This is a genomic window from Catellatospora sp. IY07-71 (assembly GCF_018326265.1).
Lineage (GTDB): Bacteria > Actinomycetota > Actinomycetes > Mycobacteriales > Micromonosporaceae > Catellatospora.
This window is the reverse complement of sequence record NZ_AP023360.1, coordinates 3,400,249-3,416,019: the sequence shown is the minus strand read 5'-3', so window position 1 is coordinate 3,416,019 and position 15,771 is coordinate 3,400,249. Positions and strand designations below refer to the sequence as shown.

General features: G+C 72.4%; 12 protein-coding genes. 8 read left to right on the top strand and 4 right to left on the bottom strand.

Annotated features, from left to right (window positions below; all coding sequences use genetic code 11):
* Positions 1-16 precede the first annotated feature (16 nt).
* Entirely contained in the window at positions 17-742 is a 726-nt protein-coding gene (locus CS0771_RS15635) for a FadR/GntR family transcriptional regulator (protein WP_212841655.1), read from the top strand.
* Positions 739-1,455 carry a sterol desaturase family protein gene (locus CS0771_RS15630; RefSeq protein ID WP_244870811.1) on the top strand — a complete coding sequence of 239 codons (717 nt, stop codon included), beginning with the start codon at positions 739-741 and terminating at the stop codon, positions 1,453-1,455. Before CS0771_RS15635 ends, CS0771_RS15630 begins: the two co-directional genes overlap by 4 nt.
* Before the next feature lie 47 nt (positions 1,456-1,502).
* Here CS0771_RS15630 and CS0771_RS15625 read toward each other — a convergent pair whose 3' ends face one another.
* The 4 genes from CS0771_RS15625 to CS0771_RS15610 all read right to left on the bottom strand — a co-directional run bounded on the left by CS0771_RS15625 (position 1,503) and on the right by CS0771_RS15610 (position 6,221).
* Complete coding sequence (locus tag CS0771_RS15625) at positions 1,503-2,090, bottom strand: GNAT family N-acetyltransferase (protein WP_212841654.1); 588 nt, start codon at positions 2,088-2,090, stop codon at positions 1,503-1,505.
* Positions 2,087-3,586, bottom strand: a complete 1,500-nt coding sequence (locus CS0771_RS15620) for an APC family permease (protein ID WP_212841653.1) — start codon at positions 3,584-3,586, stop codon at positions 2,087-2,089. Before CS0771_RS15620 ends, CS0771_RS15625 begins: the two co-directional genes overlap by 4 nt.
* A gap of 45 nt (positions 3,587-3,631) precedes the next feature.
* A complete protein-coding gene (locus CS0771_RS15615; protein WP_212841652.1) occupies positions 3,632-4,249 on the bottom strand; it encodes a GPP34 family phosphoprotein in 618 nt (205 codons plus the stop codon).
* A gap of 121 nt (positions 4,250-4,370) precedes the next feature.
* Positions 4,371-6,221: a M14 family zinc carboxypeptidase gene (locus CS0771_RS15610; protein ID WP_212841651.1), complete on the bottom strand. Its 1,851-nt coding sequence runs from the start codon at positions 6,219-6,221 to the stop codon at positions 4,371-4,373.
* Positions 6,222-6,435: 214 nt separating this feature from the next.
* On the opposite strand from CS0771_RS15610, the gene CS0771_RS15605 reads away from it, so the two are divergent.
* From CS0771_RS15605 to CS0771_RS15580, 6 genes are all read left to right on the top strand, one after another.
* Positions 6,436-6,705: a Smr/MutS family protein gene (locus CS0771_RS15605; protein WP_203745084.1), complete on the top strand. Its 270-nt coding sequence runs from the start codon at positions 6,436-6,438 to the stop codon at positions 6,703-6,705.
* A gap of 131 nt (positions 6,706-6,836) precedes the next feature.
* Complete coding sequence (locus CS0771_RS15600; RefSeq protein WP_212841650.1) at positions 6,837-8,468, top strand: tetratricopeptide repeat protein; 1,632 nt, start codon at positions 6,837-6,839, stop codon at positions 8,466-8,468.
* 122 nt (positions 8,469-8,590) lie between these two features.
* The gene (locus tag CS0771_RS15595; protein ID WP_212841649.1) at positions 8,591-11,212 is read left to right on the top strand and encodes a fibronectin type III domain-containing protein; all 2,622 of its coding nucleotides are present in this window, start codon (positions 8,591-8,593) and stop codon (positions 11,210-11,212) included.
* Between the two features lie 92 nt (positions 11,213-11,304).
* The gene (locus CS0771_RS15590; RefSeq protein ID WP_212841648.1) at positions 11,305-12,315 is read left to right on the top strand and encodes a MoxR family ATPase; all 1,011 of its coding nucleotides are present in this window, start codon (positions 11,305-11,307) and stop codon (positions 12,313-12,315) included.
* A 1-nt stretch (position 12,316) separates the two neighbouring features.
* Entirely contained in the window at positions 12,317-13,531 is a 1,215-nt protein-coding gene (locus tag CS0771_RS15585) for a DUF58 domain-containing protein (protein WP_212841647.1), read from the top strand.
* Between the two features lie 5 nt (positions 13,532-13,536).
* Positions 13,537-15,744, top strand: coding sequence for a DUF3488 and transglutaminase-like domain-containing protein (locus CS0771_RS15580; RefSeq protein WP_371821406.1), 2,208 nt, complete (start codon positions 13,537-13,539; stop codon positions 15,742-15,744).
* Positions 15,745-15,771: the final 27 nt, after the last annotated feature.

Genomic DNA, 15,771 nt, shown 5'->3' with positions numbered 1-15,771 from the left:
GGCGCACCGTGGACGCATGGCCCTGGAACGCATACAGCGACGCTCCCTGCCCGGCGAGGTCTACGACCAGCTCCTGCGCGAACTCGTCGACGGCGGCTACCCCACCGGGCAGCCGCTGCCCAGCGAACGCCGCCTCGCCGAGGCGCTCGGCGTCAGCCGCCCCGCCGTACGCGAGGCGCTGCAGCGCATGGCCCACGCCGGCCTCGTCCACGTGCGCCAGGGCGGCGCCACCACCGTCACCGACTTCCGCCGCTCCGGCGGGCTCGACCTGCTCCCCCACCTGCTGCTGCCCGGTGGCGGCATCGACCTGTCCGTGGCCCGCAGCATCCTGGAGGCCCGCCTGGCCGTCGGCCCGAAGGTCGCCGAACTCGCCGCCACCCGGGGCGGACCCGCCGCCGCCGACGTGCTCGACCTGGCCGTCGCCGAGCTGGCCGCCGACACCGACCCGGTCGGGCGGCAGCGGCACGCGCTCACCTTCTGGGAGCACGTCGTCGAAGCCGCCGACTCGATCGCGTTCCGGCTGATGTTCAACAGCCTGCGCGCCGCGTACGAGCCCGCGCTGCCCGCCCTGGCCGCCGTGATGGCGGCCGAGGTCGACCGGGTCGGCGACTACCGCGCGCTCACCGCCGCCATCGTCGCCGCCCGCCCGGACGACGCCCACCGCCTGGCACACGACCTGCTCGGCAACGCCACCCGCGAACTGCTGCGCGCCATCGACACCCTGGACGGAGACCGGCCGTGACCCCCGACGACCGCCGGGCCGCCGAGCAGGCCGCCCGCCGCCGCCTGGCCGCCGACGAGGCCGGCACCGGAGCACGCCGCACCGCCGTACCCCTGGCACAGGTCTTCGGCCGGTTCTGGCGGCACCCCAGCCCCTGGCTCATCCTCACCGTGCTGGCCGCCGCGGTGGCCTGGCGGCTGGCCGAGGGTGGCTGGCAGCGCACCGACCTGTGGGCGCCCGCCGTCCTGGTCGCGCTGTTCCCCCTGCTGGAATGGGTGATCCACGTGTTCGTCCTGCACTGGCGCCCGCGCCACGTCGGCAGGCTGACGCTGGACACCGAACTGGCCCGCGACCACCGCCGCCACCACGCCGACCCGCGCGACGTCCCGCTGGTGTTCATCCCGTGGCGCTCGCTGCTGGCCGTCATCGCCGGATACACGGCCGCCGCACTGCTCGCCTTCCCGCGGCTCGGCCAGGCGCTCACGTTCATCGCCGCCGTCGCCGCGGTGGGCCTGGCCTACGAGTGGACCCACTACCTCGTCCACAGCGACCACCGGCCCCGCAGCCGCCTCTACAAGGCCGTCTGGCGCAACCACCGGCTGCACCACTACCGCAACGAGCACTACTGGTTCACGGTGACCACCAGCGGCACCGCCGACCGCCTCCTGGGCACCTGCCCCGACCCGGCGACCGTGCCGGTCTCGCCCACCGCGAAGAACCTGCACGCGGCATGAACGAAGCCCCGCTCCCGGGAGCGGGGCTTCGCTGCGTCAGCCGCGCGTCAGCGGGGCTCGCGCCACATCGGGAACATCGGCGGGCCGTCCTCCGGCAGGTAGAACGGCTCACCCAGCGGCTCGAACCCGTACCGGGCGTACAGCGCCGCGGAACGCGGCTCGGCCGCCTCCAGGTATCCGGCGACACCCGCCTCGTCCAGCCTGGCCAGCTGGCGCTCCAGCAGCCGCCCGCCCAGCCCCGTGCCCTGTCGATCCGGCCGGGTGGCCAGCAGCGCGAGGTGGAAGTGCGGCCCGTGCGGGTGGTTCTCGGCGAACGTCGCGTCCAGCATGGCGAACCGCGGGTGGCGGTCACCCACCAGCGCGTCCAGCCGCTCGTCGTACCGGTCGATCCACGGGGCGTCGGCGGTGTTGTCGAACCACACCGCCACCGCCTCGTCGCCGATGGTGTGCACCACGCCGTGCTTGAGCCCGTGCTCGGCGAACCAGCTGAACTGCTCGCCCAGCAGGCGCACCCGCACGTCACGGTCGGCCACCAGCCACTGCGCGGTCGGCAGGTCGGCGAACGCCTCGGCGATCAGCGCCCCGGCGGCGACGACGTCGACAGCCGACGTCTGCGCCGCCTGGTCGCTCGTCATACCGGCACCCGCTCGGCGGCCGGGGCCGACACCTCGGTCCGGCCGCCCTCGACACCCTTGCCGATCGCCTCGTACAGGGCCGGCTTGCTGCTGCGCAGCACCAGCGCCCAGATCACGCCGACGACCGCGAGCAGCAGGTACAGGCCCGGCAGGATCCACGCGGCCGGGTCGCCCTCCTCGACGGCGAGCATGGTGCCGTAGTCGCGCACCGTCTGCTGCACCGCCCAGATCAGGAACAGCGCCGACACCACCGGGGCGATGACCCGGGTCCACAGGCTCTCGCCGCGCTTGTCCCTGGCGAAGTAGAACACCACCGCGACGCTGGTGCCCGCGAGCAGCAGCAGCACGCCGAAGCCGCCGGTCATGCCCAGCCAGAAGAACAGGTGGGTGAACGGGTCCAGCTCGAAGATCGCGTACACCGAGATCACGAGCAGGCCGATGACGCTCTGCAGGATCGACGCCGCCACCGGCGCGCCCGAGCGGGCACCGGTGCGGGCCAGCGAGCGCGGCAGCACGCCCTCACGCGCCAGCGAGAAGGTGTAGCGGGCCACGGTGTTGTGGTAGGACAGCATCGCCGCGAAGGCGCTGGTCACCAGCAGCACGTTGCCGGCGTCGGCGAAGAACGAGCCCAGGTGCTCGCCGGCCAGCACGAACATCAGGTCGGCCTGCGCGGCGTGCTCCTGCGCCTGACCCACGATGTTGTCCGGGCCGGTGGCCACGGTCAGCGCCCACGCGGTCAGCGCGTACACGAACACCATGACGGCCAGGCCGCCGAAGGAGGCCAGGGCGATGGTGCGCTTGGAGTCGCGCGACTCCTCGGCGAACACCGGCGGGGCCTCGAACCCGACGAACGCGGTCACGGTCACCGTCAGCACCGCGCCCAGCGCGCCGCCCACGAACAGGTTGTCCGGCGAGAACGCGGCGAAGCTGAGGCCGTCGGCCGGGTTGGCCAGGAACACGACGTCGTACAGCAGCACGATCGCCAGCTCGGCGACGAGCACGACCAGCAGCAGGGTGCTGTTGATCTCGACGCGGGACAGGCCCAGCACGGTCACGGCCAGCCACGCCACCAGCGCGAGGATCCACCAGGAGATCTCGACGTTGAACATCATCGCCAGCAGGCCGGAGCCGGCCGCGCCGAAGATGCCGTAGAGGCCCACCTGCAGCAGGTTGTACGCCAGCACCGCGCCGAGCGCGGCGGCGACGCCGGCCGGGCGGCCGATGCCCTGCGAGATGTACGAGTAGAACGCGCCGGCGTTGCGGATGTGCCGGGACATGGCCACGTAGCCGAAGGTGAACAGCGCCAGCGCGGCGCCGATCAGCAGGATGCCCAGCGGGAAGCCGATGACCTGGACGTTGGCCCAGCCGGCGACGATGACGCCGCCGATGACCATCAGCGGGGCGGCCGCGGTCAGCGCGAACGACGCGACCGAGGCCGAGCCGAGCCGGTCGGCGGCCAGCGCCGAGGACAGCGCGGAGCTAGGGGGTGCGGACACGGGGTTGCTCCTAACAAGGGGGTGAGGGGGGTGAGGGGGTGTGGTTCAGGTGAGCGTCGCCACGGCCTTGCTGACGGCCAGCTCGGTCTCGGCGATGAGCAGCCGGAGCGGTTCGTCGAGTACGGCGATGATGTGGGAGAGCTGACGCCCCCGGACGTCGTCCCACATGAAGGTGTTGCTGAGACCGGTCGCGAAGACCAGCCCGGCCAGGATCCGGTCCTCCAGGGACAGGTCCTCCTGGCGGCGCAGCCGCCCGATGATCCGCGCCGCCGGCCAGGCGGCGTCGTTGACGGACACCGGCATGAATCTTCGCTGCACGCCCAGCAGTCGGCGCGTCTCGACCAGTTGGAGCGCCCCCGTGGCGGTCAATCTGACGGCGATGTCGGCCTCCGCGGAACGCCCGAGGTAGGCCAGCCAGTCCCGGACCGGGTGCAGCTGCGGCTCGGCCAGCAGCTGGCCGTGGACCCGGGCGGTCAGCGCGTCGGGCGGCGGCGGCGCCTGACGCACCGCCACCCCCTCCGGCAGTGGGCGCACCAGGTCCAGCAGGCACAGCTCGGCCAGCAGCGCGGCTGCGAGCCCGAATCCGACGGCTTTGGCGTGCAGCCGGGAGTCTCCGCTGACATCGTCATGCGTCATCAAGTAGAACTCGTCGGCAATCGGCACGGAGGCACCCTACAGAATGGATCTACGCCCTGTCACCGTCGGCCACGAGGTGTTAACGCTTCCATGTCAATAAGGAGGGCGCCCGATGCGCACATCGGACGCCCCGCCAATGGAAACACCGTTACGACTGAGTGACCGTCAGGTTGTCGAACCCTGCCTCGACCAGGCTCGCCGTGCTTGCGTCCGCCGCCTCGATCAGGAAACGCACGCTCTGGCCCGCGTAGGCGGTCAGATTCGCCGATCCCCCGCCCCAGGCGCCGTTGCGGTTGGTCGCCGCCCCGCTGATCGTCGACAGCACCGTCGTCCCGCCGCTGTGCACGATCGAGATCCGGACGTAGTCGGCACTGGACGAGTTCGATCCGTGCGCCAGGTACCACTGCCAGGTCGCGTTCAGCGTGCCGGTGGCCGGCAGGGTCACCGCGGGCGAGCGGATCGAGCTGACGCCGCCGTCGAGGTCGAAGTCACCCGCCGCCGTGCCCGCCGACAGCCCAGTCGCCAGGTCGTTGCTGCCCGCGAACGGGGTCAGCTGCTTGGCACCGCTGGAGTTGGTCGCCTGCGCCGCGCCGCGCGCCCACTGGCCCAGCGTCGCGGTGTCGGTGCCGCTCGGGTTGGCGGTCCAGCCGAGGTTCGTCTCGAACGTGTCGGACCAGACCGTGGTGCCGCCGCCGGTGCCGCAGTATGTCGACTCCTTGCCGATCACCCGGTACGGGCAGTCGGCGGTCTCGGCGAACATCAGCACCGCCTCGCGGTTGCGCGAGGTCTGCGCCGGGATCACCTCGTCGGGCGGGTAGAAGCCGCCGCCGCTGCCGGAGCTGCCGGGGTACATCTCGAAGGTGTACGCCCAGATCCGGTGCGTGCCCCACATCCAGTCGATCGACGTGCCGTCGGCGATGTAGAGGTCGCTGGACTGCTCCGGGGTGTACTGGTTCGTCGCGGCCATGTTCTGGCCCAGCGTGGCGAACGTGTTGTACTCGTCGGCGCTCATGCCCGAGGGGTTGTTGGCCGTCGTGTAGCCGAACGGCCACAGGATGAGCTGCGAGTAGGTGTGGAAGTCGATGTTGGCCTTGATCTGCTGGACGCCGCCGATCACCCGGCTGTTGACGAAGTTGCGCAGGTTCTGCGTCTCCGGCGCGGAGAACGACGACGGCCCGCGGTACGTGTCGCTGCTGGTGGTGCCGCTGGAGCCGCCGCAGCAGCCCCACTGGTAGGACCAGTTGCGGTTCAGGTCGGTGCCGACGTACGACGAGCCGCTGTTCGGCTGGCGGTTCTTGCGCCACGAGCGGTAGCTGCCGGTGGCGATGTCGTACTCGCCGCCGTCGGGGTTCATGTCCGGCACGATCCAGATCTCGCGGCTGTTCACGATGTTCGTGACCCGGCTGTCGCTGCCGTACCCGCTGGTGAACATGTTCATCAGGTAGATGGCCATCTCGACCGTGAGGTGCTCACGGGCGTGCTGGTGGTGGTTGAACAGGATCTCGACCTCGTTCTCGTCGGTGGCGACGTTGTCCGAGATCTTGATCAGGGGCATGTTGCGCCCCTCGTACGAGTTGCCGATGGTCGTCACCCGGAAGATCGAAGGGTAGGACGAGGCGAGTGAGTTGATCACCGCCATCATCTCGCTGTAGTCGTGGTAGTTCGAGTCGGCCGGCGGGAAGGCCAGGGTGCCGACCTCGCCGTGCGCGTGCTGCGAGGCCGATGGGGCCGTCTCGACCGCGAAGCCGAGGGCGCGGATCGCCTTGACCTCTCCCGCGGTGGCGGTGATGTCGAGCACGCCGTGGTCGAAGCCGTCGATCGCGGCACCGGTCTTCGCGATCGCGTTGCGCTGCGCAAGGGTCTTGACGTTGAGCACCGAGTACTGGCCGGACGTGGTGATGGGCTCCGGCCCGACCGGGGCGCCGTCGGCGGGCCCGGTCAGGACCATGGCGCCGGCGACCGCCGCTGTCACTACGAGGACGGACAACCGTCTCCGCATGTTCGCCTCCAATTAGGGGTCGAGGAGGCTCACAGCAGACCATCAGACCCATGGTCATTGCAATATATGTCGATCTCTCGACGTGATGTGCCGCGCAGGTCGAACGCATTTCGGCGACGATCTCCCGCCGGAGCAGCGACGACGGCCGGCCATAACATCGCGTAGAAGACGACCTGGGATGACCCGCTGCTCAGGCCGGGTATGCTCGGAGGCGATGAAGCTAGTACTGGATCTTCACGAGATTTTCAACAAGGGCCGCGACATCGAGCGGGCCTTGAACGACATCATGGCCGAGGCCGTCGCGAAGAAGGCCCCCATGATCGAGATCATCCCCGGCAAGGGCTCCGGCGCCCTGAAGAAGACCGTGCTCCGCTTCCTCGAACGCAAGGACATCAAGGAGATGTACCACCGCGTAGAGAAGGACTCGAAGAACTTCGGCCGCCTCTTCGTCCACTTCCGCCACACCAAACCCGGCCGCAAATAGCCGCCGATCTTGCGCGGGGTGTGGGTACGACACACTCCTTTCGGGCAAAAGGGCAACAGTTCACGCAAGATCGTCTGGATCATGGGACCCGCGGTGGCGCGAACCGGTGCAGAAAAGGCAGCATGTAGCGCGTGCCGTCACCGACCTCGCTCTCCGACATCCGCGCCGAAGCCGTCGCCCGCCGCGAGCGCGGCGACCTCCACAGTGCCCGTACGCTGCTGGAACAGTCGCTCGAAGCGGCGACCATGGCAGCCGGTGAGGATCACCCCGAGGTCCTGACGACCGGGCACCTGCTCGCCACGCTGCACCGGCAGGCCGGTGACTTCTCCCAGGCGCGGCGGGTGCTGGAGAACGCCCTCTACGCCGGCGGCCACCGCTTCGGCGACGAAGACCCCCTGATGCTGTCGATGTCGTTCGACCTCGCCGAGATCGCCGACGAGCTCGGCAACCGGCACGAGGCCCGGCGGCAGTACACGAAGGTCGCCAAGTACGGCCCGCAGGTGCCCGGGTTCAACCCGCAGCAGGTCGCGGCCGCGCGGGCCTGGCTCGGCCCCGACGCCCCGCCGCTGCCCCAGGCCACGCCCGCGGCTCCCGCCGAGCCGCCCACGCAGGTGATGTACCCACAGGCCGCGCCCATGGCCCAGCCGGAGCCGCCGACGCAGGTGCTGCACCCGCAGCAGCCGCCCGCGCCGCGCCCCGCCGACCCGGAGCCGCCGACCCAGGTGCTGCACCCGCAGCAGCCCCCCGCGCCACGCCCGGCCGACCCGGAGCCGCCGACCCAGCCGATCCAGCGGCAGACGCCCCCGCCGCAGACGCCGCCGGCCGCGCCCGACAAGTCGGCGACGCAGGTCCTGCCGGTGATCCGGGTGGACCGGCCCACCGTCGGCGTCGGCCCGCAGACGCCCCCGGCCCCGCCCGCAGACCCGGCTCCGGCACCTCAGCCGACCAGGCCTCACCTGCCCCCGCAGGCGCACACCGCGCCGCCGGTCTCGCCCGCGCCGCAGACGTACACCGCGCCGCCGGTCTCCCCCGCGCCGCAGACGTACACCGCGCCGCCCGTGTCCCCGGCCCCGCACACCCACACCGCGCCGCCGGTGCCGCCGCACGCGCACACGGCACCCCCGGTCACCTCGGTGCCGCCGGTGTCGCCCGCGCCGTACACCCACACCACGCCGCAGGCGCACGCGGTGCCGCAGCAGCACACGGGGCCCGCGGTCATCCCCGTGCCCGCCCCGCCGCAGACCGCGCCGCGCCACGTGCCGGAGCAGCAGGCGACGTCGTTCCCGGCGCCGACCGTGTTCACCCCGCCCCCGGCCCCGCCGCCGCCCGCCCGCCGCGGTCGCGGCACGGTCGTCGCGGCCACCGCTGCGGCGATCGTCGCCGTGCTGGCCGCCGTGACGACGCTGCTGCTGGTCGTGCTGCCCAAGAACGACCAGGAGCCGCCGACGGTCGCCGACCCGAAACCGGCCGCCGACCTGCAGCTGACCACCGAACCCAACGGCGACATCACGATCAGCTGGTACGACCCGTCAGAAGGAATAGCCGCACAGTGGGTGCTGGGTGGCCGAACAGGTGAGCAGCTGACACGGATGGGCACGCCGGCCAATGGCGACCGGCAGTACACGGTGCACGGCCTGAACCGCAACTGGGACTACTGCTTCCAGATCGTGCTCTTCTATTCGCAGGTGCAGGCGCTGAGGTCGGACGAGGTCTGCACCGAGCGCGGTAGGTCGGGGACCCCTTCGCCCAGCGTCACACCATGAGCGTCCTCACTCGACTTTCACCGCTGACCAGCAGCCCTTAGGATGACGACGGTTTGAGCAAGGACGCCAGTCGACGAGCGGGGTGACCTCACCGCCCCGCCTCATGGGGAGGGACTGGATTCATGGCGGATCTGTCACCCGGTGCCATCACACGCAAAGCAAGGACCAAGGGCGGCGTCGTCACCATCGTCACGGTGCTGGCGATGGTCGTCGCCATGGGCCTGACCTGGTTCGGGCTCAGCGCGGGCGACCACGTCTCCGCCGGGTACGACAGCAGCTCGTGGCTGTGGAGCCTCACCCGCGGCGAGCTGGCCCGGGTCAACGGCCAGACCGGCAAGGTGGACACCCGCTCGCAGGCCCTCGCGGCCTCGCAGGGCCACTACATGCAGGTCAGCCAGTCCGACCGGTTCCTGATCCTGCGGGACCAGAACACCGGCCGCATCAGCGCGCTGGACCCGGCCACGCTGCAGGTCACCGCGGCCCAGGACTCGCAGGCGGGCCTGGGCGTGCAGGTCGCGCTGCACAACGACACGGCGTTCATCGTGGACCCGGTGCAGGGCGTGGTGCGCCAGCTCGACGCGGCGACGCTGCAGCCGATCGGCGAGCCGCTGCGCTACCCGCCGGGCATCACCGGCGGCTACTTCGACGGCACCGGCCGGCTCTGGATCGCCGTGCCCAGCCAGGGCACCGTGTCGGCGATCACGCCGGCCAGGCCCGTGGCGGCGTCGGGCGGCACGGGCGGCGGCAACGGGCCGTCCCTGGTGCGCACCGAGCCGGTGGCGGAGGCGTTCCACGACCTGGCGCTGTCGGCTTTGGACGACGGCGTCGCGGTGCTGGACCAGACCAACGGCACGCTCACCACGCTGCGCGGCAAGGAGCTGAAGAAGGTCGACGTGACCCAGGCGGCGGGCGGCGAGCTGCCGACCCGGTCCAGCGGCGCGGAGATCCCGATCACGGTGACCGAGGGCCGGCACGTGTACGTCATCGACGGCGAGAAGGTCGGCGAGTTCACGGTGCCGGGCAGCGGTTCGCGGCTGCGCCCGGCGGTGGCCTGGGCGGGCCGGTTCTACGTCGCCGACGACGACAGCGGCAAGGTCTACGCGCTGGACCGCGAGGGCGCGCTGGTAGACACGATCGAGTTCCGGAGCCCTGGGGGCGCGCTGGAGCTGGAGGTGCGGGAGAACCACCTGTTCATCAACGCGCCGGGCTCGGCGACCGCGCGGGTGGTCGACGACAAGCACCGGGTCAAGGTGGTGGACAAGTTCGCCAAGGACGTGACGGGCAGCGAGCCGCCGCCGGAGCTGCCGCCGCCGCCCCCGCCCGCGCCGACGATCGGCAAGCCGGGCGCCCCGCGCAACGTGACCGCCGCCTCGGGTGACACGCAGGTGCGGCTGAGCTGGGGCAAGGCGCCGGAGAACGGTTCGAAGATCACGAAGTACGTGGTGGAGGGCGACGGCCGCACCTGGACGGTCGGCGCACGCCAGCGTTCGCTGGTCATCGACAAGCTGGTCAACGGCAAGACGTACACGTTCTCGGTGCACGCGGTCAACGGCAAGGGCGCGGGCCCGAGCCGCAAGAGCAACCCGGTGATGCCGACCGGTGAGGTGCCCGACGCCCCGACCGGGGTGAAGGCCGTCGAGAAGCCGGACGGCACGGTCGAGGTCAGCTGGACCGCCGCCAACGGCCAGGGCCGCAAGATCAGCCGGTACGAGGTGACCGCGGTCAACGCGGGCAGCGGCGCCCTCGCGGGCACCACCGCCGCCACGAAGCTGGTCATCAAGGCCGGTGACCTGGAGTACGGCACGCAGTACGCGTTCACCGTGGTCGCGGTCAACGACAAGGGCGCGGGCTCGGAGGTGTCGCAGCCGTCGGGCACGGTGGTGCCGTTCACCAAGCCGGACCAGGTGCGCAGCCTGTCGGCGAGCACCGTCGCCGGGGCCAAGGGCAGCATCAAGGTGGACTGGGCGGCCCCGTCCGACAACGGGCGGCCGATCACCGGCTACCAGGTCACCGCCAAGGGCAAGACGCAGACGGTCAACGGCACCGGGGTCACCCTCGACGGCTTCGGCGACGGCGAGATCGTGTCGGTCGACGTGGCGGCGGTGAACGAGGCCGGGGCCGGTCCCAAGGACACCACCAGCGCCAAGACCATCGCCGACGCGAAGGTCTCGGGCGTCACCGGCAGCGCCGTGGGCTACAAGAACTTCACCGTGAAGTTCGCCTACGACGACGGCGGCGGCACGGCCACCTGCACGCTGACCATCAACGGCGCGGCTCGCAACATCGGCTGCAACACCGGCGCGGGCGGCTACGTCGTCAACGAGGTGGCCACCGACACCCGCTACCAGTTCACCGTGACGGTGACCAACGCGACCGGCGCGGCGGCGGTGTCGCCCGCGGTGGCGGTGACGACCAGGCAGCTCAACGGCACGGTGCGCTGCGTCAACGGGGACCAGTACATCGACTGCTCCAGCGGGGTGGGCGTGTACTCGAACTCGCGGCAGCAGTCCAGCGAGGCGGTCGGCGACGCATACAACGGCACCACGTACAAGGCGTTCTGCTGGAAGCAGGGCACCAAGGGCAACCAGCAGGGCAGCGCCGAGCTGTACGCGGCGCAGTACAACAACAACAAGCGCAGCGACAAGTGGGTGCAGATCACCTTCCGGGGCAACCAGCGCTACATCCCGTTCATCTGGTTCAACCTCGATGACGGTGACAGCCTGGGTAACCTGCCCGAATGCTGAACCATCCGCTTCCCCGGCGTGCCCGTCCCAGGGCGGCGCGCCGGGGAAGCGCCGTCTCCACCCACCTTTCGAGCTAAAAGGACACACCCGTCATGAGCCAGCCCCTGCCACCACTGTCCGCCGGCCAGGTTCGCGCGTTCGCCGACCTGACCGAGAAGCTCGCCGGCGCGATCTCCACCGTCGTGCTCGGCAAGCCGGAGGTGGTCCGGCTCGGGCTGGTCGCCATGTTCGCGCAGGGCCACGTCCTGCTGGAGGACGTGCCCGGCACCGGCAAGACCACGTTGGCGCGCGCCATCGCCGCGTCGGTGCAGGGGGCCTGGCGGCGCATCCAGTTCACGCCGGACCTGCTGCCCTCCGACGTGTCCGGCGTGACGATCTTCAACCAGGCCAGCCGCGGCTTCGAGTTCCACCCGGGCCCGATCTTCGCCAACATCGTCATCGCCGACGAGATCAACCGGGCCTCGCCCAAGACCCAGTCGGCGCTGCTGGAGGTCATGGAGGAGCGCTACGTCACCGTCGACGGCGTGCGCCACGCGGTGCCGCGACCGTTCCTGGTGGTCGCCACCCAGAACCCCGTCGAGATGGACGGCACCTACCGGCTGCCCGAGGCGCAGCTCGACCGGTTCCTGATGAAGCTGTCCGTCGGCTACCCCGACGAGGCCGTCGAGATCGAGGTGCTGCGCGGCGCGACGCTGCGCTCCCCCGACGCGATCACCCCCGTCACCGACACCAAGACCATCGGCGAGGCCGTCGCGCTGGCCCACCGCGTGCACATCGCCGACCCGCTGTACGCCTACGCCGTGCGGCTGGCCGCCGCCACCCGCGAGCACAAGCACGTGCGCGTCGGCGTCAGCCCCCGCGGCGTCATCGCGCTGACCCGCGCCGCCAGCGCGTACGCCCTCACCGAGGGCCGCGGCTACGTGCTGCCCGAGGACCTCAAGGCGCTGCTGGAGCCGGTGTTCGCGCACCGGGTGCTGCTCACCCCGGACGCGCAGCTGCGCGGCGTCACCGCGATCGAGGTGCTGCGCGAGGCCGTGGAGGCCGTGCCGGTGCCGCTGCCCGGCCAGCACCAGGAGCCCGCGCCCACCGGCCGGCACGCCTGACATGATCGTCACGCTGCGGGGGGTGGGCCTGACCACCGGCGGGGTCGCGCTCCTGGCGACCGGCTTCACCTTCGGCTACCCCGAACTCGCGATCCTGGGCGCCACCGCCGTGCTCGCCCAGCTGCACGCGCTGGCGTACGCGGCGCTGCGCCCGCGCCTTTCGGTCACCCGTGCTGTCGACCCGGACCGGGTCGCCCGCGGCGAGGGCAGCACGGTGACGCTGACCGTGCGCAACACCGGGCGCTTCGGCGCCGCCACGCTCGTCGCGCACGACCGCTGCGGGCCCGCCCACCGGCCCGCCACCGTGCCCGTGCCGCTGCTGCGGCTGCGCCCCGGCCGCGACACCGACGTGTCCTACCCCGTGCCCACCGACCGGCGCGGCGTGGTCGAGGTCGGCCCGCTGCAGGTCACCCGCCGCGACCCGCTCGGCCTGGTCTCCGTGTCGCGCAGCCACGGCGAAACCGCCCGGATCTGGGTGTATCCGCGCAGCCACCTCATGCGGGCCGTGCCCGCCGGCATCTCGCGCAGCCTCGACGGCCGCCTCGACCGCGTCCCGCACGGCGCCATCACCTTCGACACGCTGCGCGAGTACGTCATCGGCGACGAGCTGCGCCACGTGCACTGGCGCACCAGCGCCAAGGTCGGCGAGCTGATGGTGCGCGAGCACCTCGACACCAGCCTGCCGCGGCTGGTGGTGCTGCTCGACGACCGCGCCGCGTCCTGGGCCGACCGCGGCCTGGACGGGTCGGCCGCGTTCGAGAGCGCCTGCGAGGCCGCCGCGTCCATCGTCTCCGCCGCCACCCGCGAGGACCTGCCCATCACCATGCACCTGGTCAGCGGCCCCGCCGCCGGGGGCAGCCGCATCCGCGGCGCCTCCCGCGACCTGCTGGACCTGCTCGCCGAAGCCGAGCTGCGCGACGCCCCCACCGGCCCGCCCGCCGACACCGACGGGCGCACCCCGGACGAGCCGCTGGTCACCGCGACCAACCGGCTGCGCCAGCACCGCCCCGGCGACACCCTGATCTACCTCACCGGCACCGCCGGGCTCGGCGACCTCGCCCTCGTGAGCGGGCTCAAGGGCTCGTTCCCGTCGGTCGCGCTCGGCGTGCTCGGCCCACGCACCGCCGACGAACCGCAACCCGCCGGGGTCCTGCTGCTGCGCGCCGAGGACGGCGCCGACTTCGCCGCCGTCTGGGACGGAGTCACCCGATGGTGACCCGCGTGTTCCGTGCACTGGTCTCCCCGGTCCTGATCACGGCGATGCTGGTGCTCAGCGGCCTGGTCGCCGACCGCGTCTACTCCGGGATGCTGCTCGCGCAGCTGCTGGCCGGTGCGGCCGCGGGCTCGGTGCTGATCAGCGTCGCCTGCACGCGGCTGCGGGCCTGGGCCGTCGCGCCGCTGTCCGTGCTCGCGCTCGCCGCCTACCTCGCGTTCGCGCTCAACCTGTCCGCCCAGCGCGCCGACGTGCCCGGCGACCTGCTCACCGTCGCCGCCGAGGCGCTGCGCGACGGCATCCCCCGGCTGCTCGCCGCGCTCGTGCCCGTCGAGCCCCAGCCCGACACCGTCGCCCTGCCGATCGTCGTCACCTGGCTGGCCGGGCTCACCGCCATGGAGCTGACCACCCGCACCCGGCGCACCCTGGTCGGGCTCACTCCGCCGGTGGCGCTGTTCGCCGGCGCGCTGTGGCTGGTCGGGCCGTCCGCACCGCGTACACCCTGGTATGCCCTGGCCTTCGCGGGCCTGGCCATCGCGGCGCTGGCCTTCACCGGCCGGGTCCGCACCCCCGACAGCGGCATCGACCCCGTCACCCGCCGGGCGCTGCGGATCCGCGCCGCGATCGCGGGCGGCACCGGCTTCGCGCTGATCCTGGTGCTGGTCGCGGTCGCCGCCCCGCCCGTCGCGCAGCAGGTCGGCACCGTGCCGCTCGACCCGCGCAGCCTCATCGACCCGCCCGACCTCGACGCCCTCGACGAGAACCCGCTGATCCGGCTGTCCGGCTGGGCCCTGCAACCCCAGGAGAAGCTGCTCGACGCCGAACTGGCCGCCGACAGCCGGATCCGGCTCGCCGTGCTGTCCGACTACGACGGCGTCACCTGGAAGGTCGGCGCGACCTACCGCCCCGCCGGGCGCAGCCTGCCCCGGCCGCCGGGCGAGCTCGCCACCGAGACCGTCCAGCAGCGGTTCGTCGTCGCCGGGCTCACCGGCAAGCTGCTGCCCGCCGTCGCCACCCCCAGCCGCGTCGACGGCGTACGCGTCGCGTACGACCAGGCCACCGGCACCGTCATCCGGCCGGACGGGCTCACCGAGGGCATGACCTACACGGTCACCTCGCAGCACGCCGAAGCCGACGTGAACCTGCTGCCCGGCGCCGACGTGCCGACGGGCAGCGCCATGTCCCGCTACCTGGCCCTGGGCCCGAACGTGCCGGAGAACATCAGCCGGCTCGCCCAGCAGCTCGGCGCCGACAACGGCGCCCCCTACCAGCGGGCGCTGGCGATCGAGCAGTTCCTCGCCGAGCACTACCGGCTCGACCCGCAGGCGCCCAGCGGGCATGCGTACCCGAATCTGAACTTCTTCCTGTTCGGGCCGGCTCACGGCGGCGGGCGCAAGGGCACCTCCGAGCAGTTCTCGGCCTCGTTCGCGGTGCTGGCCCGGCTGCTGAACCTGCCCAGCCGGGTCGTCGTCGGCTTCCGGGCCCGCGCGGGCAGCCACCCGGTCACCGCCGGGGATGCGCTGGCCTGGCCGGAGGTGTACTTCACCGACCTGGGCTGGGTGCCGTTCCACCCGCTGCCGCAGCCGAACCAGGAGGCCAAGCCCCTGGAGGACGAGTACAAGCCCGAGCCGGAGAAGTCCGAGCCCCCGGAGTCCGAGGCGCCCGTCCCGACGCTGCCGCCGACCGACGAGAGCGCCGGTCCCGGTGCCGGGGACACCGGCGCGACCGGCGGCGGCGTGAACGTCGCCCTGGTCGCGGGGGCGGGCGGCGGCGGGCTGGCCGTGCTGCTGCTGGCCGCGTTCATCGTGTTCGTGCTGCTGGGGCGGGCCGCGCTGCGGCGCAGGCGGCTGGAGGAGGGCAGCCCCGAGCAGCGCATCGAGGGTGCCTGGCTGGAGGTCGGCGACGCGTTGCGGCTGGCCGGACGGCCCGCGCCCGAGCATCTCAGCGCCGCCGAGGTCGCCGTGCACGCCGCCGACGCGGCCGCCCCGGTGCGCGGCAAGCATGAGGTGCGGCTCAGCGCGCCCGCGCTGGACGAGCTGGCCGACTCGGTCAACGCGACGGTGTTCGGCGCGGGCACGGCCCGCGACGCCGACGCGGAGGCGGCCCGGTCACGGGCGGTGGCGTACATCGGCGAGCTGAAGGCCCGCCGCTCCTGGTGGCGCCGCCTCATCTGGACCCTGCACCCCGGCCCGCTGCGCTGGCGCCGCCGCGACTGACCGCTCCCGCCGGTGCCGGACCCACTC